Annotated in this window: 17 protein-coding genes; 7 read left to right on the top strand and 10 right to left on the bottom strand. The window is 58.8% G+C overall.

The genetic code is table 11. From position 1 onward, the window contains the following. Positions 1-240: 240 nt before the first annotated feature. Positions 241-849 (bottom strand): DNA-3-methyladenine glycosylase I, encoded by a 609-nt coding sequence (locus MHM37_RS16650; protein ID WP_239297379.1) that lies wholly within the window; start codon positions 847-849, stop codon positions 241-243. Beyond that, positions 849-1,589, bottom strand: a complete 741-nt coding sequence (pcsA, locus tag MHM37_RS16645) for a phosphatidylcholine synthase (RefSeq protein ID WP_343218256.1) — start codon at positions 1,587-1,589, stop codon at positions 849-851. Before pcsA ends, MHM37_RS16650 begins: the two co-directional genes overlap by 1 nt. A gap of 174 nt (positions 1,590-1,763) precedes the next feature. On the opposite strand from pcsA, the gene MHM37_RS16640 reads away from it, so the two are divergent. After that, on the top strand, positions 1,764-2,213 hold the full coding sequence (locus MHM37_RS16640; protein ID WP_239297378.1) for a GNAT family N-acetyltransferase: 450 nt from the start codon (positions 1,764-1,766) through the stop codon (positions 2,211-2,213). Positions 2,214-2,230: 17 nt separating this feature from the next. On the opposite strand, the gene MHM37_RS16635 is transcribed toward MHM37_RS16640, so the two are convergent. Beyond that, positions 2,231-2,707 carry a YbaK/EbsC family protein gene (locus MHM37_RS16635; RefSeq protein WP_239297377.1) on the bottom strand — a complete coding sequence of 159 codons (477 nt, stop codon included), beginning with the start codon at positions 2,705-2,707 and terminating at the stop codon, positions 2,231-2,233. A gap of 303 nt (positions 2,708-3,010) precedes the next feature. Here MHM37_RS16635 and MHM37_RS16630 point away from each other — a divergent pair, with 303 nt between their 5' ends. From MHM37_RS16630 to MHM37_RS16620, 3 genes are read left to right on the top strand one after another with little or no spacing between them, the layout of a single operon-like run. After that, a complete protein-coding gene (locus MHM37_RS16630) occupies positions 3,011-4,456 on the top strand; it encodes a GGDEF domain-containing protein (RefSeq protein ID WP_239297376.1) in 1,446 nt (481 codons plus the stop codon). Next, positions 4,446-5,354 (top strand): amino acid ABC transporter substrate-binding protein, encoded by a 909-nt coding sequence (locus MHM37_RS16625; RefSeq protein WP_239297375.1) that lies wholly within the window; start codon positions 4,446-4,448, stop codon positions 5,352-5,354. The genes MHM37_RS16630 and MHM37_RS16625 overlap by 11 nt, the downstream gene beginning before the upstream one ends. A 3-nt stretch (positions 5,355-5,357) precedes the next feature. After that, entirely contained in the window at positions 5,358-6,272 is a 915-nt protein-coding gene (locus MHM37_RS16620; RefSeq protein WP_239297373.1) for an amino acid ABC transporter substrate-binding protein, read from the top strand. A 3-nt stretch (positions 6,273-6,275) separates the two neighbouring features. On the opposite strand, the gene MHM37_RS16615 is transcribed toward MHM37_RS16620, so the two are convergent. Then, on the bottom strand, positions 6,276-7,142 hold the full coding sequence (locus tag MHM37_RS16615; RefSeq protein WP_239297371.1) for an ABC transporter substrate-binding protein: 867 nt from the start codon (positions 7,140-7,142) through the stop codon (positions 6,276-6,278). 152 nt (positions 7,143-7,294) lie between these two features. Further along, positions 7,295-8,194, bottom strand: coding sequence for a LysR family transcriptional regulator (locus MHM37_RS16610; RefSeq protein ID WP_239297369.1), 900 nt, complete (start codon positions 8,192-8,194; stop codon positions 7,295-7,297). Between the two features lie 189 nt (positions 8,195-8,383). On the opposite strand from MHM37_RS16610, the gene MHM37_RS16605 reads away from it, so the two are divergent. Beyond that, positions 8,384-11,434 (top strand): EAL domain-containing protein, encoded by a 3,051-nt coding sequence (locus MHM37_RS16605; protein WP_239297368.1) that lies wholly within the window; start codon positions 8,384-8,386, stop codon positions 11,432-11,434. Here MHM37_RS16605 and MHM37_RS16600 read toward each other — a convergent pair. Genes MHM37_RS16600 through MHM37_RS16580 form a run of 5 tightly spaced genes read right to left on the bottom strand, consistent with a single transcriptional unit; the run spans position 11,414 to position 16,174 of the window. Continuing rightward, positions 11,414-12,457 carry a GTP-binding protein gene (locus tag MHM37_RS16600; RefSeq protein ID WP_239297367.1) on the bottom strand — a complete coding sequence of 348 codons (1,044 nt, stop codon included), beginning with the start codon at positions 12,455-12,457 and terminating at the stop codon, positions 11,414-11,416. The genes MHM37_RS16605 and MHM37_RS16600 overlap by 21 nt on opposite strands. A 3-nt stretch (positions 12,458-12,460) precedes the next feature. Beyond that, positions 12,461-13,453, bottom strand: coding sequence for a GTP 3',8-cyclase MoaA (moaA, locus tag MHM37_RS16595; RefSeq protein ID WP_139525816.1), 993 nt, complete (start codon positions 13,451-13,453; stop codon positions 12,461-12,463). Next, a complete protein-coding gene (glp, locus tag MHM37_RS16590; RefSeq protein ID WP_239297366.1) occupies positions 13,450-14,703 on the bottom strand; it encodes a gephyrin-like molybdotransferase Glp in 1,254 nt (417 codons plus the stop codon). Before glp ends, moaA begins: the two co-directional genes overlap by 4 nt. Next, positions 14,700-15,320: a molybdenum cofactor guanylyltransferase MobA gene (mobA, locus tag MHM37_RS16585; protein WP_239297365.1), complete on the bottom strand. Its 621-nt coding sequence runs from the start codon at positions 15,318-15,320 to the stop codon at positions 14,700-14,702. Before mobA ends, glp begins: the two co-directional genes overlap by 4 nt. Continuing rightward, positions 15,317-16,174 carry a formate dehydrogenase accessory sulfurtransferase FdhD gene (locus MHM37_RS16580; protein ID WP_239297364.1) on the bottom strand — a complete coding sequence of 286 codons (858 nt, stop codon included), beginning with the start codon at positions 16,172-16,174 and terminating at the stop codon, positions 15,317-15,319. The genes mobA and MHM37_RS16580 overlap by 4 nt, the downstream gene beginning before the upstream one ends. A 150-nt stretch (positions 16,175-16,324) precedes the next feature. Between MHM37_RS16580 and MHM37_RS16575 the strand changes: the two genes are divergently transcribed. Both MHM37_RS16575 and MHM37_RS16570 read left to right on the top strand, forming a co-directional pair. Next, complete coding sequence (locus tag MHM37_RS16575) at positions 16,325-16,765, top strand: DUF3305 domain-containing protein (RefSeq protein WP_139525812.1); 441 nt, start codon at positions 16,325-16,327, stop codon at positions 16,763-16,765. Further along, on the top strand, positions 16,762-17,385 hold the full coding sequence (locus tag MHM37_RS16570) for a DUF3306 domain-containing protein (protein ID WP_239297363.1): 624 nt from the start codon (positions 16,762-16,764) through the stop codon (positions 17,383-17,385). The genes MHM37_RS16575 and MHM37_RS16570 overlap by 4 nt, the downstream gene beginning before the upstream one ends. Positions 17,386-17,484 lie beyond the last annotated feature (99 nt).

The following is a 17,484-nucleotide window of genomic DNA, read 5'->3' as shown; positions in this document are numbered from 1 at the left end:
GGGGGAAGTGTGTCTGAACGACGGGAAGTGGTTAAAAAGTAGGCAGTTTAAACCGTGCCAATAGGTTTTTAGTAGCATTACGTCTTGGGTAAGATACTTGCTGAGGTGCTATGAGAAATCCGGGCTAACGCCTGCGATAGAAAAAGCGGTGCGCCAAGTAGGTGAGTTAGCGATTGAGATGCTTAGCGAGGTAGGTGAGTATTCACTAGCCATGAAGTAAGAAATGAGTTTTGCGCTGGATTACGAAGGGCGCTGAAACAATGCACGCGCCTGCTCAACCCGTTCCCGAGTGACGCAGTTCAACGAGTGATCATTGATCAGTCCCATGGCCTGCATGAATGCAAACGCGGTGGTGGGACCGAAAAATGTCCAGCCGCGCTTTTTCAGCTCTTTTGCTAGCGCAATCGATTCTGGCGATGTGGTTTGCGCTTGTGGGTCTGGATGGGATGCGCTGTCTGGTTCATAGCGCCAGAAAAACGCCGCTAGCGAGCCTTCCTGAACCACCATCTCCTGGGCCCGACGTGCGTTATTGATAGTAGCTTCGATTTTTCCGCGATGACGAATGATGCCTGCATCCTGCAGTAAGCGCTCCACGTCCTCTTCCGTAAAGCGGGCGACGTGGTGGAAATCGAAGTGGTGAAAGGCGGTGCGGAAGCTCTCACGTTTATTCAAAATCGTGCGCCAGCTTAAGCCCGATTGAAAGCTCTCCAGGCAGAGCTTTTCAAATAGCCGCTGGTCATCACTCACGGGAAAGCCCCACTCCTGATCATGGTAGGGCAGGAACTCCGCCGCTCCGCCACACCACTGGCAGCGGGGGTGACCGTCGGGGGCGATGAAGTCATGAGCCATTAGCGTGGTACCTGACCGCCGAACCACTCTTGAGCCGTGCGCCAAAAGCACATGCCCGCGAAGTACAGAGAAGTCAAACCTAAGCCCCACCGTGCCCAGGCGGTGTGATCAGGGTGTGAAAGAATTAACGAGGTGGCACACACGCACCACAGCAGCGTGACGGCGATATTGAACGGCATGAACAAACGCACACGAAAGGGGTGCAGAAACTTCATTTTGGTCACCGTCAGCATCGCTAAGACCAGTATGGCGGTAAACGTGATGAACGGCGGTAAATCGAGAATGTAAAAATAGGCCGCGGCAATGTTCCAAGCGGCGGGGAAGCCAACGAAATAGTTATCCTGGCTTTTCATATCGACGTTACAAAAACAGAACATCGACGACAGCAGTATGATGAAGACGGAGGTCAGCCCTAAATAGGGCGGTAGTTCGATGAAGTAATAAATGAAGAGCGCGGGAATGAAGGCCCAGGTGAGGTAATCGATCACCATATCCAGCGTTGATCCATCGAAATGCGGCAGCACGGATTTTACTTCATATTTGCGTGCCAGCGTGCCATCCACCCCATCGATCATCATCGCCGCCCCCAGCCAGAGCAGGCAGGCCACCGGGTTATTGTCGATTAGCGCTAGCAGCGCCATCGTGCCTAGCAGTACTCCGCTGGCGGTAAAAACATGCACGCTCCAAGCTTTGTAAATCGGTGCTCGGGATTCGGTTTGAGTAAAGAGTGTTTGGACCACGGTAACCCCAGTGGGAACACGTGGTCCCCTTGCTGTTAGATGGATCGATAAACGGTGAAAAGACGATACACTACAATCAGAGCGTCGTCAGAAAATCCGCGGCAAATCGTCTGGTCTCAGCGTTTGGCGGTGTGCCAGACACTCGGTGGCTCACCCATATAGGAGTTATAGCGCATGTCCCACGTTCGCTCTGCCACGATTCATGATCTCGACGCCTTGACCGAGCTACTAGACGGCTATCGGCAGTTTTATCAGCAGCCAAGTGATAGGCAAGCCGCGCGTGACTTTTTGCGCCAACGGTTTGGGCAAGCAGATTCACGCATCATGGTGAGCGAAGGTGAGGATGGCACGCTCACCGGGTTCGTTCAGCTCTATCCGGGCGTGTCCACCGTGGGGCTTAATGCGCGCTGGACGCTGAACGATCTTTTCGTACGACCAGCGTGCCGAGAGAAAGGCACGGGGCGAGCGCTGATGGAAGCGGCCACTCGATTGGCTCGTGAACATGGTGTTGCGCGTTTGATATTGATGACGCAGGTCGACAATGAGCGCGCCCAGCGACTGTACGAGTCGCTGGGCTGGCAGCGCAATACGGCGTTTTATGGCTATTTGCTCGATGTGACCTAAACGCGCTTCATCGTCACTTAGCGGATGCTCTCTGGTAGCGTACACACATCGACCCATTGAGCGCTGACTAAGTCGGCTAAGCGTTGTGGGCTCAAGCGCACGGCACTGTTCGGTGAGCCCGCCGCGGGTAGCACTTCATCTAACGCGTGCAGGGATTCGTCGCAATAGACGGGAAGTTGGGTGGCCAGTCCAAACGGACATACACCCCCTACCGGGTGGCTGGTCAGTTCCATCACCGTGTCGGCATCCAGCAGTTTGGCTTTGCCACCGAAGGTATCGCGGATCTTGCGATTATCGATCCGCGCATCGCCACTGGCGACGATCAGTAGCGGCTTTTCTCCCACTTTGAACGCCAATGTTTTGGCAATTTGCCCAGAGACCACACCGTGCGCCTCGGCGGCGAGCTGTACGGTGGCGGTGCTGGTGTCTAGCTCTTCGATGGCCACCTCGGGCGCGTGCTCGGCAAAAAATTGGCGAACGGTTTCGATGCTCATGATGGGCTCCTTGAAGGTATTTATCACTAACTTAGCGTGTCCCCCGCTCGCTAGCCAAGCGGGGATGAGATACCTGCGCCTAGCGATTGGCTGAAACTCGCAAAGGGCATGCCAGAAAAGCGACATGACTCATGGATAAAACGTTTAAATAGTGTGCTTATTTAGAAGGCATTTGGTGATAATTTATCAAACAACCAAGGGCCTGCAGCTGTTGCTGAAAGGTGAGACATGTCATTTCAAGATGTTGGTCGCTAAACGCATCGATACGGATGGCTAAAACGCCGATTGAAGGACACCTGCTGCATGCAAGAGGCCAGCGCCGATAACGCCCCTGATTCGAAGGCTTCACTTCCTTGGCACCGAACGGTGGTGGGGAAAGTGGCTATCTTCATGCTGATGGGCGTCATCTTTGCCTATCTGATGGGCGCGATGCTGGGCTTCACCATGGTTGAGCGCAGCGCCCGAGATCAGTGGGGGCGCGAAGCGCAAATGAATGCACAGATGGTCAGTGCCACCATTCGGCGTATTTATACTTCTGTTGCGGTGCGTACCGATCCTGGCGGGCAAGTGACGCAGCTGGTATCGACACGCCCGATTGGCGATGAAGAGTCGGTGTTGAGCACTGGCTTCAGCCCCATCGATGTCTTGGCGCTGGCCAGTGCGCAAACGCGCCACAACGTTTGGCTCTTTTCACTGACGAATAGCCGCCGCTTTACGCCGGTCGCCAATGCGTATAGCGATGCCGCCGGTGAATTAGTGTTTCCGAATGCCGCTGAGCTTGGCAATGCGCCATTTGCGAACGACTTCTATGTGGGGTTTGCGCGCATTGGGGGCGAGGCGCACTTCGTGAGTTCGCTGCCTATTATCAGCCCTCAGGGCGATCTGCATGGGGTCGTGGTGTCGAGCATTGGCTTGAAGAGTGAACTGTATCACTTACATCGTGAACTGATCTTGAAGATTGTGGCGTCGTTGGGCGTGGTGCTGCTGGCAACGGCGCTGCTGCTGAGTATGTTGATGCATCGACTGTTCAAACCGGTCCCTCGCTTGATCCGGGCCTTGACGCATATTGCGCACAATCGAGCAGATCGGGCCACGCCCTATACTTGGCGTAGCGATGAAATTGGCTGCATGGCTCAGGCCATCGAGACGTTGCGTAAAAAGGTGGAAGAGCGAGAGCACCTATTAGAAGTGAAAGAGCAGGCACTGCGTTACCAGCACCTAGCGCATCACGACGCGCTGACCAAGCTGCCCAATCGCGTGCACTTCAACGATGCGCTACAGGAGGCCGTGACACAAGCCCCACACGGCGCATCTTTCAATGTCATGATTTTTGATCTCGACCGCTTCAAGGCGGTGAACGACACGCTTGGCCATGCGGCAGGCGATACCTTGCTGATAGAGGCGAGCCAACGCGTGCAAGCACTGCTGGGTGAGAGCGACCTCGTTGCGCGCTTGGGAGGCGACGAGTTTTCGATCATCCAGCAAGCCCGCCATGACGGATTGGCAAAAGCCCAGCAGTTGGCTCATCAACTGGTCGAGGTCCTGAAAGAGCCGTTTGCCATCGATGGTCAAGAGGTACACATTGGGGTAAGCGTCGGTATTGCGCTGGCGCCCCGGGACGGAACCAGTAGCCATTCGCTATTACGCAGCGCAGACGTGGCACTCTATACCGCGAAAGCGATGGGGCGTGGCCGCTATGCGGTCTTCAACCCTGCCATGACCATGGGGGGCGCACCGCATGAGGGCTAACAGTGTCGGCGTGTTGGCTCTGACACTGATGAGCCTGCATGTAAGCGCGGCACCTATTGCCCTTGAAACCTCGCCTACCTTGACGCGGATCGCGCAGCAGCAGGCCATCACGCTGGGTCACCGCCTTCAGGAAATTCCTTTCTCTTACGTGGTCGATGGGCAGCCTGTCGGCTACTCCATCGATCTCTGTAGGGCGGTGGTCGCGGGTCTTCAACAGCGGTTGGGCGGCGTGCCGCTCGAGGTCCGATTCGTGCCGGTCACGCCGGTCAATCGTTTCATTCTACTGCGCCATGGGGAGATCGACCTCGAGTGTGGCGTCACCACGCGCACGTCGGAGCGGCTCGAACAGGCGGCTTTCTCATACCCGCATTTTTACACCGCGACGCGCTATGTCGCCTTAGCAGAAAACGCGATGCGCACCGTAGCAGATCTCGCGGGACGCAGCGTGGTATCGACGACAGGGACGATCAATATCGAGCAGCTCAACGCACTTAACCGCCGTCATGGGCTGAACATTGCCGTGATGCTTAGCCGTCGCCATGAAGAGGCGTTCGCCATGGTCGATAAGGGACAGGCCGCCGCGTTCGTGATGGACGACAGTTTGCTTGCCAGTCTCGTCGCCCGAGCGGATGCCCCCGAGCGTTTTCGTATTTCTGACGAAGCGATCAGCGACCCCCAGCCCTATGGCTTGATGATGCCGCTAGCGGATGCGGTCTTTGCGGAGGCGGTCAACCAGGCGCTGCATGAGTACTACCAAAGCGGGGCCATTCATGCGCTGTACGATCAATGGTTTTTGCAGCCCATACCGCCCGATAACCAAGTGATGGGTTTACCGATGAGTGCAGAGCTGGCGGCCACGTTCGAATGGCCCGATGCACATGACCCCTCCAGGAGGTGAAACGTGAAAATCCTAGCGCAGTGGTGGGTAGGGCTTCTTATGTCGGTGTGGGCTGTCTCCTCGGCGGCAGTTTCCGATATCGATACGCTGCAGCGGCTGAGCGAGACAGGCACCTTACGCGTGGGCTATGGCGATACCGCGCCCTTTTCGTATACGGATGATGAGGGCAACGTGCGCGGGTACTCCATCGAACTCTGCCAGCAAGTAGCGTCGCAGTTAGAAGAGCAGCTCGACCTGCCCTCCCTGGCCATCGAGTACGTGTATAGAACGCCGGGCAATCGCGTGCAGATGCTTAACAGTGGCGAGATCGATATCGAATGCAACGCCAGCACCAATAATGAAGAGCGCCGACGCAGCGCCGATTTTTCGCTGAGCCACTTTTTTGTCTCTGTGCGCTTCGTGGCACTCAAAGAGAACCATTACGAGACGCTTCAGGATTTGGCTGGACGCAGTGTGAGTTTGGTTCGAGGCACCGTCAACGTTGGCCACATCAATCAGGCCAACCGTGAGCGGCGGCTAAACCTGTCCGTCGTCCCGGTCGAGACGCTGCAAGCAGCCTTCGACCTCGTCACCGACGGCCGCGTCGCCGCCTTCGCCATGGACGACATTCTGCTGAGCGCAATGATCGCAGCGTCAGAGGATCCGACGGCATACGCCCTCTCAGAGGAAGCCATTACCGCTGAGGAGCCGCTGGGCCTGCTGATGCGAAAAGGCGACCAGGCGTTCGTGGCGCAAGTCAATCGAGCGCTGCGCACCATTTACCAGCAAGGGGACATGCAGGCACTCTACGAACGCTGGTTCCAGCAGCCTTTGCCCGGTAAAGGCATTACCCTCAACGTGCCGATGAGCGATACGCTAGCGCGGTATGTTAGGGAGCCGCTTCGGGAGGCCGCTCGACAGCGGCCAATAGCGCCATGAGACTTAATCGGTCAAGACGTGATCGGCCAACGCGGCTGCCACCTCATCCACTTGCAGCGCCAAGCTTTGTAAGCCACCGCCTGATAGGTACCAAAGGGCCGGTGTGAGCATCACGAGTCTAGGCTCGGCGCCAGCTTCCGCCAGTAAAGTGCGCAGCTGGTCCGCATTAGCCGGTTCATCGCCAATGGCTGCCCTGCGGTCGATCACGAGCACTACTTCAGGAGCGATCTCGGCAATCGCTTCAGCGGAGAGCGGTGTAAAAGTGCGTTCGCCGCGCACTTCGGGGGTGACACTCTCGGGCATCTCCAGCGTGGCTATTCCCAATACGTCATGGACCACCGGGTGCCGATTGAGCATCAGGTTGCCGCCATTATGGGTGACGACCAGCGTTGTCGGCGCGTCGCTCAACGCTTCTCTTTGCTGCTCGATCTCGGTATGCAGCGTGGCGAGCGCCTCTTCTGCACTGCTTTCTGCATCTACCTGGCGGGCCAGTTCGCGCACGTTGGCATCGAACGCCGTCAGGTAGTCATCGCCCGTCAGGCTGGTATTGAGCAGTGGGGCAATCTCGCCCAATTCCACTTCCCATTCGGCTTGACGGCCGGTGTAAAGAATCAGGGTCGGATCGGCGTGCTGCAGTGCTTCCATCTCGGGCGAGCGCAGGCCGCCAATGTCGCTATAAGCGTCGGCAGCGTACTGGTCGAGATAGCTGGGCAAACTCGTTTTCGGCACGCCGACGACCTGCTCGTGCGCCCCTAGGGCGTCCAGCGTATCCAAGCTGCCTAGATCAAACGTGGCAATACGCTGGTCCGCGCTCGCGGCGGCGCTGACGCTGGCCAGCAGTAGTGCAGTGGCGACGGTGGTTAATTTCATGAGAAATCCTTTTGAGAAAAATAGCTATATGCAACAGTTTCTCATCATCGCAGTAAGTCGAGGCGTTGTCTTGTGTTGGAGTGGGAACGGTGCGTTGCGAATGGTGCGATGCTTGGCGTAAAACGAAGGCTGGTAAGTGTCGATTTCCCTTCTCAACGTTCGACAAACCCCAAAAACGCATCGACCACACGGTTGGGTCGTCGGTCGTGGCGCGTGACCAGCACGAAGGGAATGCGATAGTGCCGAGTGGTCGGATGCAGGGCGCGCATTTTGCCTGCGGCGACCCACTGCGCGGCGACATGCTCGGGTAGAAAGCCGATGAATCGGCCGGTGAGGATCAGGAACGCCGCGCCCTCCCGGTCGGAAGCGGAGGCTTGTAGGTTGAGCGCTTCGTGGGCCTGACGTGCGCTCTCTGGAAGCGGGTAGCGGGGTCGAATGGCCGGGTATCGAGCAAGCTGGGCGGCGCTCTCGGCGTCGTCGGGTACGCTGAACAGCGGGTGGCCAGCGGAGCAGTATAGGTAAGAGGGCTCGTCGTAGAGCAAGCGTGTTTCCAGGCTGGTGGGCAGGTTCACGGCGGGCACGACGCCCACGTGTAGATGACCATCCATCACGCCGCGAATCACCGCATCCGATGGCTCCATATGAATGTGTACCGTGACCTCATGGTGGGGGGCGGTCAGTGCGGCTAGCGCATGGGTGACGTTCATGGCGGGGAGGGTGACGAGATTGTCGGTAATGCCGATGTTCAGCTCGCCTTTGATGGTATGGTGTAGCGCATTCACATCGCTTTTGAACGTTTCCAGCGCCGTAAGCAGTGTGAGTCCCGCCTGGTAAATCTCCTTACCCTCTTCTGTCAGGCTAAAGCCTCCACGGCCACGTTGACATAGCGAAAAGCCCAACCTGCTTTCAAGGTCGCTCATGTGCTGACTAATCGCCGAGCGGCTAATGCCCAGCGTGGTCTCGGCTGCAGTGAAGCCTCCGCACTCCACCACCGTTTTAAAAATACGCACTAGACGTATGTCGTAGTCGCTCATTTGGCCTAGCGATGCCATAACTGCCTCTTCTTGATAAAAAGGGCGCTTATTGAAGAATTAAGCTGGCTAAAAACTGATATACATCAAAAAAACAACGCGCCACTATGGGGTGATGTCATCTTGGCTTGGCGTTGGTGTATCTTCCACTGTTCTTTTTTACACTGTATCAGGTGCGCCTGCGGGATACCTGAATAAGGTCGATGTGCCATGTTTCCTTCTCGCAGTGATGCAACGAGCCGCGATGTGCCCGTATTGCCACGTTATCGACGTTTGCAGCGACGCGCGATCGGCTTTTTCTTTTTGGCGCTGTGTGTGGTGGTGTCGCTGTTTGGTTGGCTATTGACTGGCCAGTACCAGCAGGAGATTCGTGCGGCAGAAGCCCGGGCCTCTGCCCGCTCTAACGTCATGACCGAGTGGGCGAAAGGCGTCTTCGGACAGAGCGGGCAAGCACTTTTCACCTTGGCTCAGCACGTTGAGACCCGCGGCTTCGATAGCGTTGACGGTATGGCCGACATACAGGGGGCCGTAGAAGCCTTGACCCGGTATATGCCGCTGATCAATGAGATCGGTATTCTCAACGACCAAGGGCGCGTATGGATCAGTAGTTGTGATAATCGCCACGCGGGCATCGATATTAGTCACACTGATTTTTTTCGCTCTTTTCAGCAAGGGGGCCAGCGCGAGCTCGTGACGCCGCTTTACTGGTCGGACGAGGATCGTCAGTTTTATCTCTATCACGCTCGGCGAATCAGCGGCGAAAACGACCGATTTGATGGCGTTGTGGTCGCGCGTTTGGTGCCCCAAACCCTGATGGACGCTCTTCAACAAATGCGCGTTTATGATGGCGAAAGCATGAGCTTGGTCGACGGTAGCTTGAAGCTCATCGCTCGTCATCCCGTGCCTGATCCGACTGCCTTGGTGGGCATGCAGATCGACGATCCGGCGACACGGCAGTGGCTGACCACCCAGCAAGCCTCTCAAACCTTTACGGCTCGCTCGCCGCTGGACGGGCGCGAGCGCCTGTTCCATATGCAGCGTGTCGGCAATTACCCCGTACTGGTAGTGGTCGGGGTCGATGTGCAGCGCCAGCTTGCCGGTTGGCGTCAACGCGGCCTGGTTCTCACGCTGGCAATGGGAGGGATGTTGCTACTAGGGGCCTGGGGCGTGCGGCACTATTTGAACCGGCTGTCGCTCTCGTATCGGCTGCAATCCCGGGAGGCGCGCTTGGACGCGCTGATCAACTCGTTGCAAGATTTGATTTTCGTCTTCGATGGTCAAGGGCGGTTTCGCTTCGTTCACGCCATCGAGAAGGACAAACTTCTGCTGGAAAGCCAGCAAGCGCTAGGGCGACATTACGATGAAGTACTGCCCGCCACGCTGGCCAAGACCTTTGATAAGGTGTTCCACCAAGTCCAGCGCTCCGGACAGGTGGCGACGTTCGAATATCCGTTACTGCTTGGCCAGCAGCAGCGTCATTTTCACGCCACGGTGAGCCCGTTGGCCAGTCACACTCATCACATCGAAGGAGTTTTATCCGTGACCCGCGATATTACCGACGCGAAACAAGCAGAAGTCGAGCTGAAAATCGCGGCTGCGGCTTTTCAGGCGCACTTGGGCATCATGGTGGCGGACGCGCGGGGTAACATTTTAAAGGTCAACGATACCTTCAAACGCATTACTGGCTACAGCGATGAAGAAGTGGTGGGCAAGAATCCGCGCATGTTCAGCTCGGGCCACCATAACGCGGCGTTTTATCGTCGTTTGTGGCGCAGCGTCATGGCCACGGGGAGTTGGGAAGGAGAAATTTGGAATCAGCGCAAAAATGGTGAGCTGTTTCCCGAGTGGCTGACCATTAGTGCGGTTTACGACGCGGCGGGCGAGCTGACCCACTACGTCGCCACCATGAGCGATATCAGTGAGCGCAAAGCTGCCGAGCAGGAGATTCACCAATTGGCGTTTTACGATCCGCTCACCGGATTCGCCAACCGGCGTCTCTTCATGGACCGTGTCGGCACGGCACTGAAGGAGCTAAACCGTCATCAGCGCTGTGGCGCGCTCTTGCTGATCGACATCGATAACTTCAACCATGTGAACGACACCTTGGGGCATCACGCGGGGGACCAACTGTTGCAGTGCGTGGCCCGCCGGTTCGGTCAAATGCTGCGTGACACCGACACGCTCGCTCGGCTGGGCAGCGACGAATTTGCCGTGTTGATCGAAGGCGTGGATGGTAGCCCACGCCAAACGCACGCGTTAGTCGAGCACATCGCCAAAAAACTGTTAGCGGCGCTGGACGAGCCCGTCCCAATTGGTGAAGAGAGTGCCGTGGTGAGTGCCAGCGTGGGCATTACCATCGTGTCGGATAGTCAGCGGAGCGCCGACGACTATCTACAGCAAGTAGATATGGCGCTCTCTCAAGCCAAGACGGGCGGGCGACAATCGCTGCGTTTCTTCGATCCCTCCATGCAGGCCGCGCTGCTGGCCAAAGTGAAGCTTGAGGCGGAACTGCGCCAGGCATTGGAGAATCAGCAATGGCGACTTCACTATCAGCCTCAGGTGGATCGCCACGGCATGCTCACCGGGGTGGAAGCGCTGCTGCGTTGGCAGCACCCCGAGCGTGGCATGGTCTCTCCGGGGGAGTTCATTCCACTACTGGAGAGCACCGGGCTGATCAACGACGTGGGCGAATGGGTATTGGAGGAGGCCTGCCAGCAGCTTGCTCGCTGGGCGCCTTCACCGCTGCTCAGCCAGCTGACGATCTCGGTCAACATCAGTCCGCTGCAGTTTCGCGAGGCGGACTTCTTGCCCCGCGTGGAGCACGTGTTTCAGCGCACCCAAGCGCCGCTGGCCCAGCTCAAACTCGAAGTCACCGAGTCACTCTTCGTGGAGGCCCGTGACGACGCTCGAGATAAAATGTTGAGCTTGAAGGCGTTGGGTGTGCGCTTTTCATTGGACGATTTTGGTACCGGCTACTCGTCGTTAGCCTATTTGGCTCAGTTGCCGTTGGATCAGCTAAAAATCGACCAGTCCTTTGTACACCAAGTACTTGAGAGCAAGGCCAATGCGGCGATCGTGGAGAGTACCATCGCCCTGGCCAAGAGCTTGAACCTCGACCTCATTGCTGAGGGGGTCGAAACCCAGACCCAGCAGGTGTGGCTCATGGCCCACGACTGCCACGCCTTTCAAGGCTATTTGTATGGTCGCCCGGTTCCGGTCAGTGAGATCGAGGCGATGGTATCAGGGCGCTTCCACTCGTGAGCGAGCTAGCTGTGCATGCAGGGTGGCGATGAGCGCCGCGTGTTCGAGAGCGTCGGAGGTGATAGGGTCGGGAGTAATCACTTCGAGCCGCGAGTCTTGCCGCCAGGCGCTGCTGGCGACGCTGAGCGCTCCGTCGGCGCGGTTGAGCCGTTTCCAGCCATCCGTGGTGTGAAACACGCCCTTCACCCGTGCGGAGGTAGGTAATTCGCTGACGCAGTGGGCAAGCAGGTCGAGGTCGAAGCGTTCGGTGGGGTGCCAGCGCAGGCCGGTACTGGTGTAGCCCAAGGCGTTGGCGGTTTGCTGCTGAGGCGTGCCGGGCGTCGGTGAAAAATCGAAAAACGCGCCATCCAGGCTCGGGGCCGCCGCCAGGGCATGGTGCGCGTCAGGCATCGAGGTGTGCGCTGGCTGGCTGGCCTGACCGCTCTCCAGCAGCAGCGCCACGGGAAGTTTGCCGTGGTCGACGATATGCACCCACTTTGGCGTTGGCCATAGCGCACCAACAAACTGCTGCGCTTGACGATGCTGGGCCTCGCTTGCTTGGTCACCCATCGTGATGGCGATGGCATCGGCCATCTGCAGCTGGTCCTGAAACGTCTCGTGCTCGCGCGCTCGGGGGTCGTCCAGGCGACGAGGGTCGAGCGTGGCGATAATATCTTGTACGGCTACCACGTCCTGAAACGCCTCACCGCGCAGCAGGTCCAGCAACCCCGCCGGGTGGCCAAGGCCGGAGGGCTCGATGATCACCCGGTCAGGCTTGCTGCGCGCCAACAGATTGACCAGCGCGGCCTGTAACACGAACGCAAGCTGACAACACAAGCAGCCGCCGGGTAGGCCCTTCACCACTACATCGTCGCGGCTATCGAACATGGCTTGGTCGATGCCGATTTGACCAAATTCGTTGACCAGAATGGCCCACTTTTCATCCACAGGCTTCTGTTCGATCAGGCTGTGGATAAGCGTGGTTTTACCGCTACCTAAAAAGCCGGTGACGATGTGAACGGGTACGCGTGACGCAGCAGCCAACGGTTAGCCTCCGGTCATGTTCATGAAACGCACCACCTGCACATCACCGTCGGTGGTGAAGTGGTGGCGTTCTGGCTTGAGCGGCAGGGCGTTGATAATGGCGGTTTTGAGCGCCTGCATGTCGCCAGGGTGGCGGCGCAACACGGCGCGTAAGTCCACCGAGTGTTCATTCCCTAAGCACAGCAGCAGACGGCCTTCCACGGTGACCCGCACGCGGTTACAGCTGTCGCAGAAGTTGTGGCTATGGGGCGAGATAAAGCCTACGCGGCTATCGCTGTCGGCCATTCTGAAGTAGCGCGACGGCCCGGGCGTGGTCTCGGTAGTCGCCGTCAGCGGGTAGCGGGTTTCGATCATCGCCTGGACGTCGTCGCTGGAGTAGAAAGTCTCCGCCCGGGAGTGATCCGATACATCGCCCAGTGGCATCTCCTCGATGAAACTGATATCGAGGCCTTCCTGGCGGGCAAAGGTCACCAAGTCGAGCACTTCGTCTTCGTTGCGGCCCTTCAAAATCACCGCGTTCAGCTTGATGCGCTCGAAGCCCGCCTCTTGGGCGGCGTGGATGCCGTCGATCACCTTGGCGAGATCGCCGGTGCGCGTGAGCTGCTTGAAGCGCTCGGGATCGAGGGAGTCGAGACTGATGTTGAGCCGCCGCAAGCCGCCTTGGTAGAGCCGCTTGGCGTGTTTACGCAGGCTGGCACCGTTGGTGGTCATGGTGAAGTCGTCCAGCCCCGGCAGAGCGCCGATGTCGTCCACAAGTTGCTCGATGCCTTTACGCACCAGCGGCTCCCCCCCGGTCAGGCGGATTTTCTCGACACCCAACTCGGTGAAGGCGCGTGCCACCATGGCCAGCTCTTCCAGTGTGAGGACTTGCGCACGGGGAAGAAACGTCATTTCCTCGCTCATGCAGTACACGCAGCGAAAGTCGCAGCGGTCAGTGACCGACATGCGTACGTAGCGTACCCGGCGGCCAAAATCGTCGATCAGTTGTTCGGTCATTGCCAGCTCGTTATGGGTTGAATGCAGACCGCCTCGCCTGGCTGAGCGCCTGCTTGGTCATCGCCAAGTTCGATCAAACAGTTGGCCATCACCATGGATGTCAAAATACCCGAACCCTGGGCGCCGGTGCTGCGCACGTGCAGCACTCCCTGGTCATCGCACGTATAGACACCGCGCAAAAAATCCGTGCGTTTCAAACGACTTTTGAGAGACGTTTGGGCCACCGCCGTCAGCCGTCGCGGTGCTGCCGGTGGTTGGCTTTGCAGCCGCTGCAGCAGCGGCACCACGAACTGACTAAACGTTACCATGACGGCCACCGGGTTGCCCGGCAGACCCACGAACGGCGTGCGCGAATCGCCTAGCTGGCCGCAGGCCATGGGGCGACCGGGGCGCAGCGCCACTCGCCAAAAGGCCAGCCGCCCAAGGGCCTCCAGCGCGGTGCGTGTGTAATCCGCATGACCGACCGATACGCCACCACTGGTGATCACTAGGTCGCACTGTGTCGCAGCCTCGGCCAGCGCCCGTTCGATGGTGTGCGGGTCGTCGGGCAAAATGCCTAGATCCACGACCTCGGCCCCTTGCTCGCTGAGCATGCCCATCAGGGTAAACCGGTTGGTATCGTAAATCCCGGCGCTGGGCAACGGCTCCCCTGGCGGCGTGACTTCGTTGCCGGTAGAGAAAATCGCGACCTTGGGACGACGATACACCGTGATCTCGGCATAGCCCAGCGAGGCTGCCAGACCCATGCCTGCAGCGTCCAGACGTGTGCCTGCCGTCAACGCCACATCGCCCTCGGCAATGTCCTCGCCCGCTTGGCGAACGTGCTGCCCGACGCTGACGCGCTCAGGGCGTTCGACGGTGACACGGTACGCCTCTTCGACGAGCTGTTCACGCATGATGACCGTATCGGTGCCGGTAGGCATGGGCGCCCCGGTGGTGATGCGTACGCACTGGCCGGGGAGCACATGACCGTCGAACGCTTGCCCGGCAATGGCGTCGCCGATGACAGGAAAGTGCACAGCATGAGGCGACGCATTGGGCCATGCCAGGGCAACGCCATCCATCGCCGCGTTGGTATTTTGCGGCACGTTGATTCGGGCGGTGATGTCGACGGCCAGCCTGCGCCCGTAGGCGCGGCTCAGCGGCACCTGCTCAACGATTACCGGCGTTTCCACCAGCGTCATCAGCGCCGCTCGGGCGGCCTCGACACTCAGCATCTGCTCGCCCAGCTCGAAACACGATAGGCTCATGGCACCTCCTGAGAGGATGTCGTCATGGCCTGCTCCAAACGCGCTTTTTCCTCTTCGGTGTTGAGGTTGGCGAACGCTTCCGGGCAATCCGACATATCGACGCGGCACCAAGCGTGGCGGGCGTACCAACGGTCGATTTTACGCTCGCCGTCGGCCAGCGTCGCGGCCAAATCGTCGGCCAGCGATGTGCGCAGTAGCGCGATGACCGGGTGCAGGCGCTCGCCATCGAAGGCCACGGCAATGTCGTGTTCGACACCTTCTTGGATAACCCCCGCGATCATCCGCGACACCAAATCGAAGGGCAGCGCCGGGGAGTCGCAAGGGGCGACCAATAGCCACGGCGTTTGGGCGGCACATAGGCCGCTGTAAATACCCATCAGCGGACCTTTGAAACCGCCTTCGGCATCAGCGATGACGCGGTCGGCAAACAGCGCGTAGGCATCGCCGTTGCGGTTGGCGTTGATCATCAGCTCATGCACATGACCGTCAAAGCGTTTGACGGTATGTGCCACCAGCGGCAGGCCCGCGAAAGGCTCGAGCCCCTTGTCTCGACCGCCCATACGGCGACCCTCGCCGCCGGCGAGAATCATTCCGGTGAGATCCTGCTTGGCTATCATACGCCTGCCTCCTTGGACGAGCGCGCGCTGGGCGGCTTGGGGGGAATGGCGTCTAGGGTCAAGCGGCCAGCGGCGTTGATCGCTTGGAAGCTTTTGCCTTTGGCCCGAGCGATCAGCATGACGCCGAAACGTTCGGCCAGCTCTACGCCTTTTTGCGTCACGCCTGAGCGCGATACCAGCACGCTAATGCCCATTTGCGCGACTTTTAGCACCATTTCGGAGGTGAGGCGGCCGGTGGTATAGAAAATATCGGCGCACTGGCTGTCCGCTTGATTGAGCCACTGGCGGCCGGCCAGCGTATCGACGGCGTTATGGCGGCCCACGTCTTCGACGAAATCCAGCACCCGCACTTGGTGGCACAGCGCACAGCCGTGAACCGCCCCCGCGCTGCGATAGGTCTCGTTATAGGTGTTCAAATTAGCCAATAAATCATACAGAGTGGATTGCGCCAACGGCGTATCGGGTAGCGCGGTGAGGGCGGTTTGCTCCAGCAGGTTTCCGAACACGGTACCTTGGCCGCATCCGGTCGTCACGGTGCGTTTGCCCAGGCGCGCTTCCAAGTCCTCCGGCAGATGGCGAGTGACGATCACCGCTGCTTCGACGTCCCAATCGACCTGCACGGCAGCCAAATCCTCGGCGCTGCGCAATAGACCCTGATTACGCAAGTAGCCTACCACCAGCGCTTCTGGGTCGTCTCCTAGGGTCATTAGCGTGACGATCTCGCGCTTATTGAGGTAGACCGTGAGCGCACGCTCGGCGGCAATCGCCTGGGCGCGCGTGTCGCCGTAGGCATCCATGACATCGATGGTGGTCGTGGCCGGTAAGCGGGCTCGGCTTAGCTGAAGGGCGGGCATCCGCAATCCTCACTGATACCAAAACGTAGTGTGGGTAACGCAAACACGGCGAACATTACGATAATAGTTGAGTAAAATAGTCTGAGTTGACGATGATGGCGCTCAAAAGGCTTACTTGTCTACCCGTTCAAGGTCTAAGGGGGGAAACCCATGAGTGATAATTTGCGCGCGCTGAGCGTCACCTTGATGGCGGAGGCCAAGCAGGTGGGACGTTTCACACAGACCCAGTGGCGTATTGCCGAGCTCGTGCCGGGCGACCAGGGGGAGTGTGTTCTCAACTTGCAGCTCTACATGACCGAGCGAGCGGCCTACCGGTTCAACCTTACCTCGTCCACACCGCGCCTGTTCGTGCGTGCTGGATTCACGGGGCAGACCCCGACGCCCGATGCGATGACCGCCAGCCAAGACGTCGCCGCGGGCTGGCTCGATGGCGAGCAGCAGGTGTTGGAAGCGCCCATGCCGATGGCGATTCAAGTGTGGATCGAGCACTACCTCGCCCGCCACGGTGACGCCCCGGTGGAAACCCGCAAGAAAAAACGCAAAGGAGCCGGGCGTGGTAAAGAGACCCCGGCCAAGGAGCAGCCGCAGTGAGCCGTTTTGAGCGCTGGTCGCGTAAAAAGCGCGGTCTCGATGACGATAATCTTCCGCCTAGCTCGTCTGAAACTGACTCTTCCGAGCCTACGGGTGTCGAGCAAGGTGAGCGCGTCAGGCCGTCGGCGGAACAGCGCGCTAATGTTGCCGATCATGGGGCCGATGAAGTAGCAGTCGAGGCAGCCACTGACGAGCAAGAGACGTCAGCGTTGCCACCCCCCGGTAGTTTGGACCACACGCTGCCCGATCCGGATACGCTGCCTGCTGGCAGTGATTTCAGTGCCTTCATGGTGCCTGGCGTGAGCGCCGCCCTGCGCCGTCGCGCACTACGCAGGCTCTGGGCCACCGGTAACTACAACGTGCGCGATGGTCTGGACGATTACGACGCTGACTACACTCAGCAATTGAAGCCGATGGCGAGCGAGCTGGCGGGCAAGCTGCGGCGCTGGGCCAATAAAGCAGAGGAGGCCCTCGATAAGCTGGACGAGTCCGCGCAAAACGACGCAGAACGCGCGGGCCATGATGAGGATGAGAAGGGAGCTGGGCAGGGGAGCGCTTGCACAAGTGATGACAGTTTTGTACAAAGTGTCTCACTAGCCCGGATTTCTCACAGGGTATAAAAGAAAGCGGCTGAAAGTGCTATGATTTCAAGAACCTAACCAATCCATCAAGCACCAACAGCCGCTTCCAAAATGGTACCTGAAAAGCTGACCTTCTCG

Source organism: Halomonas sp. MMH1-48 (assembly GCF_022348105.1).
In the GTDB taxonomy this organism is placed as follows: domain Bacteria; phylum Pseudomonadota; class Gammaproteobacteria; order Pseudomonadales; family Halomonadaceae; genus Vreelandella; species Vreelandella piezotolerans.
This window is presented reverse-complemented; position numbering and strand designations above follow the sequence as displayed.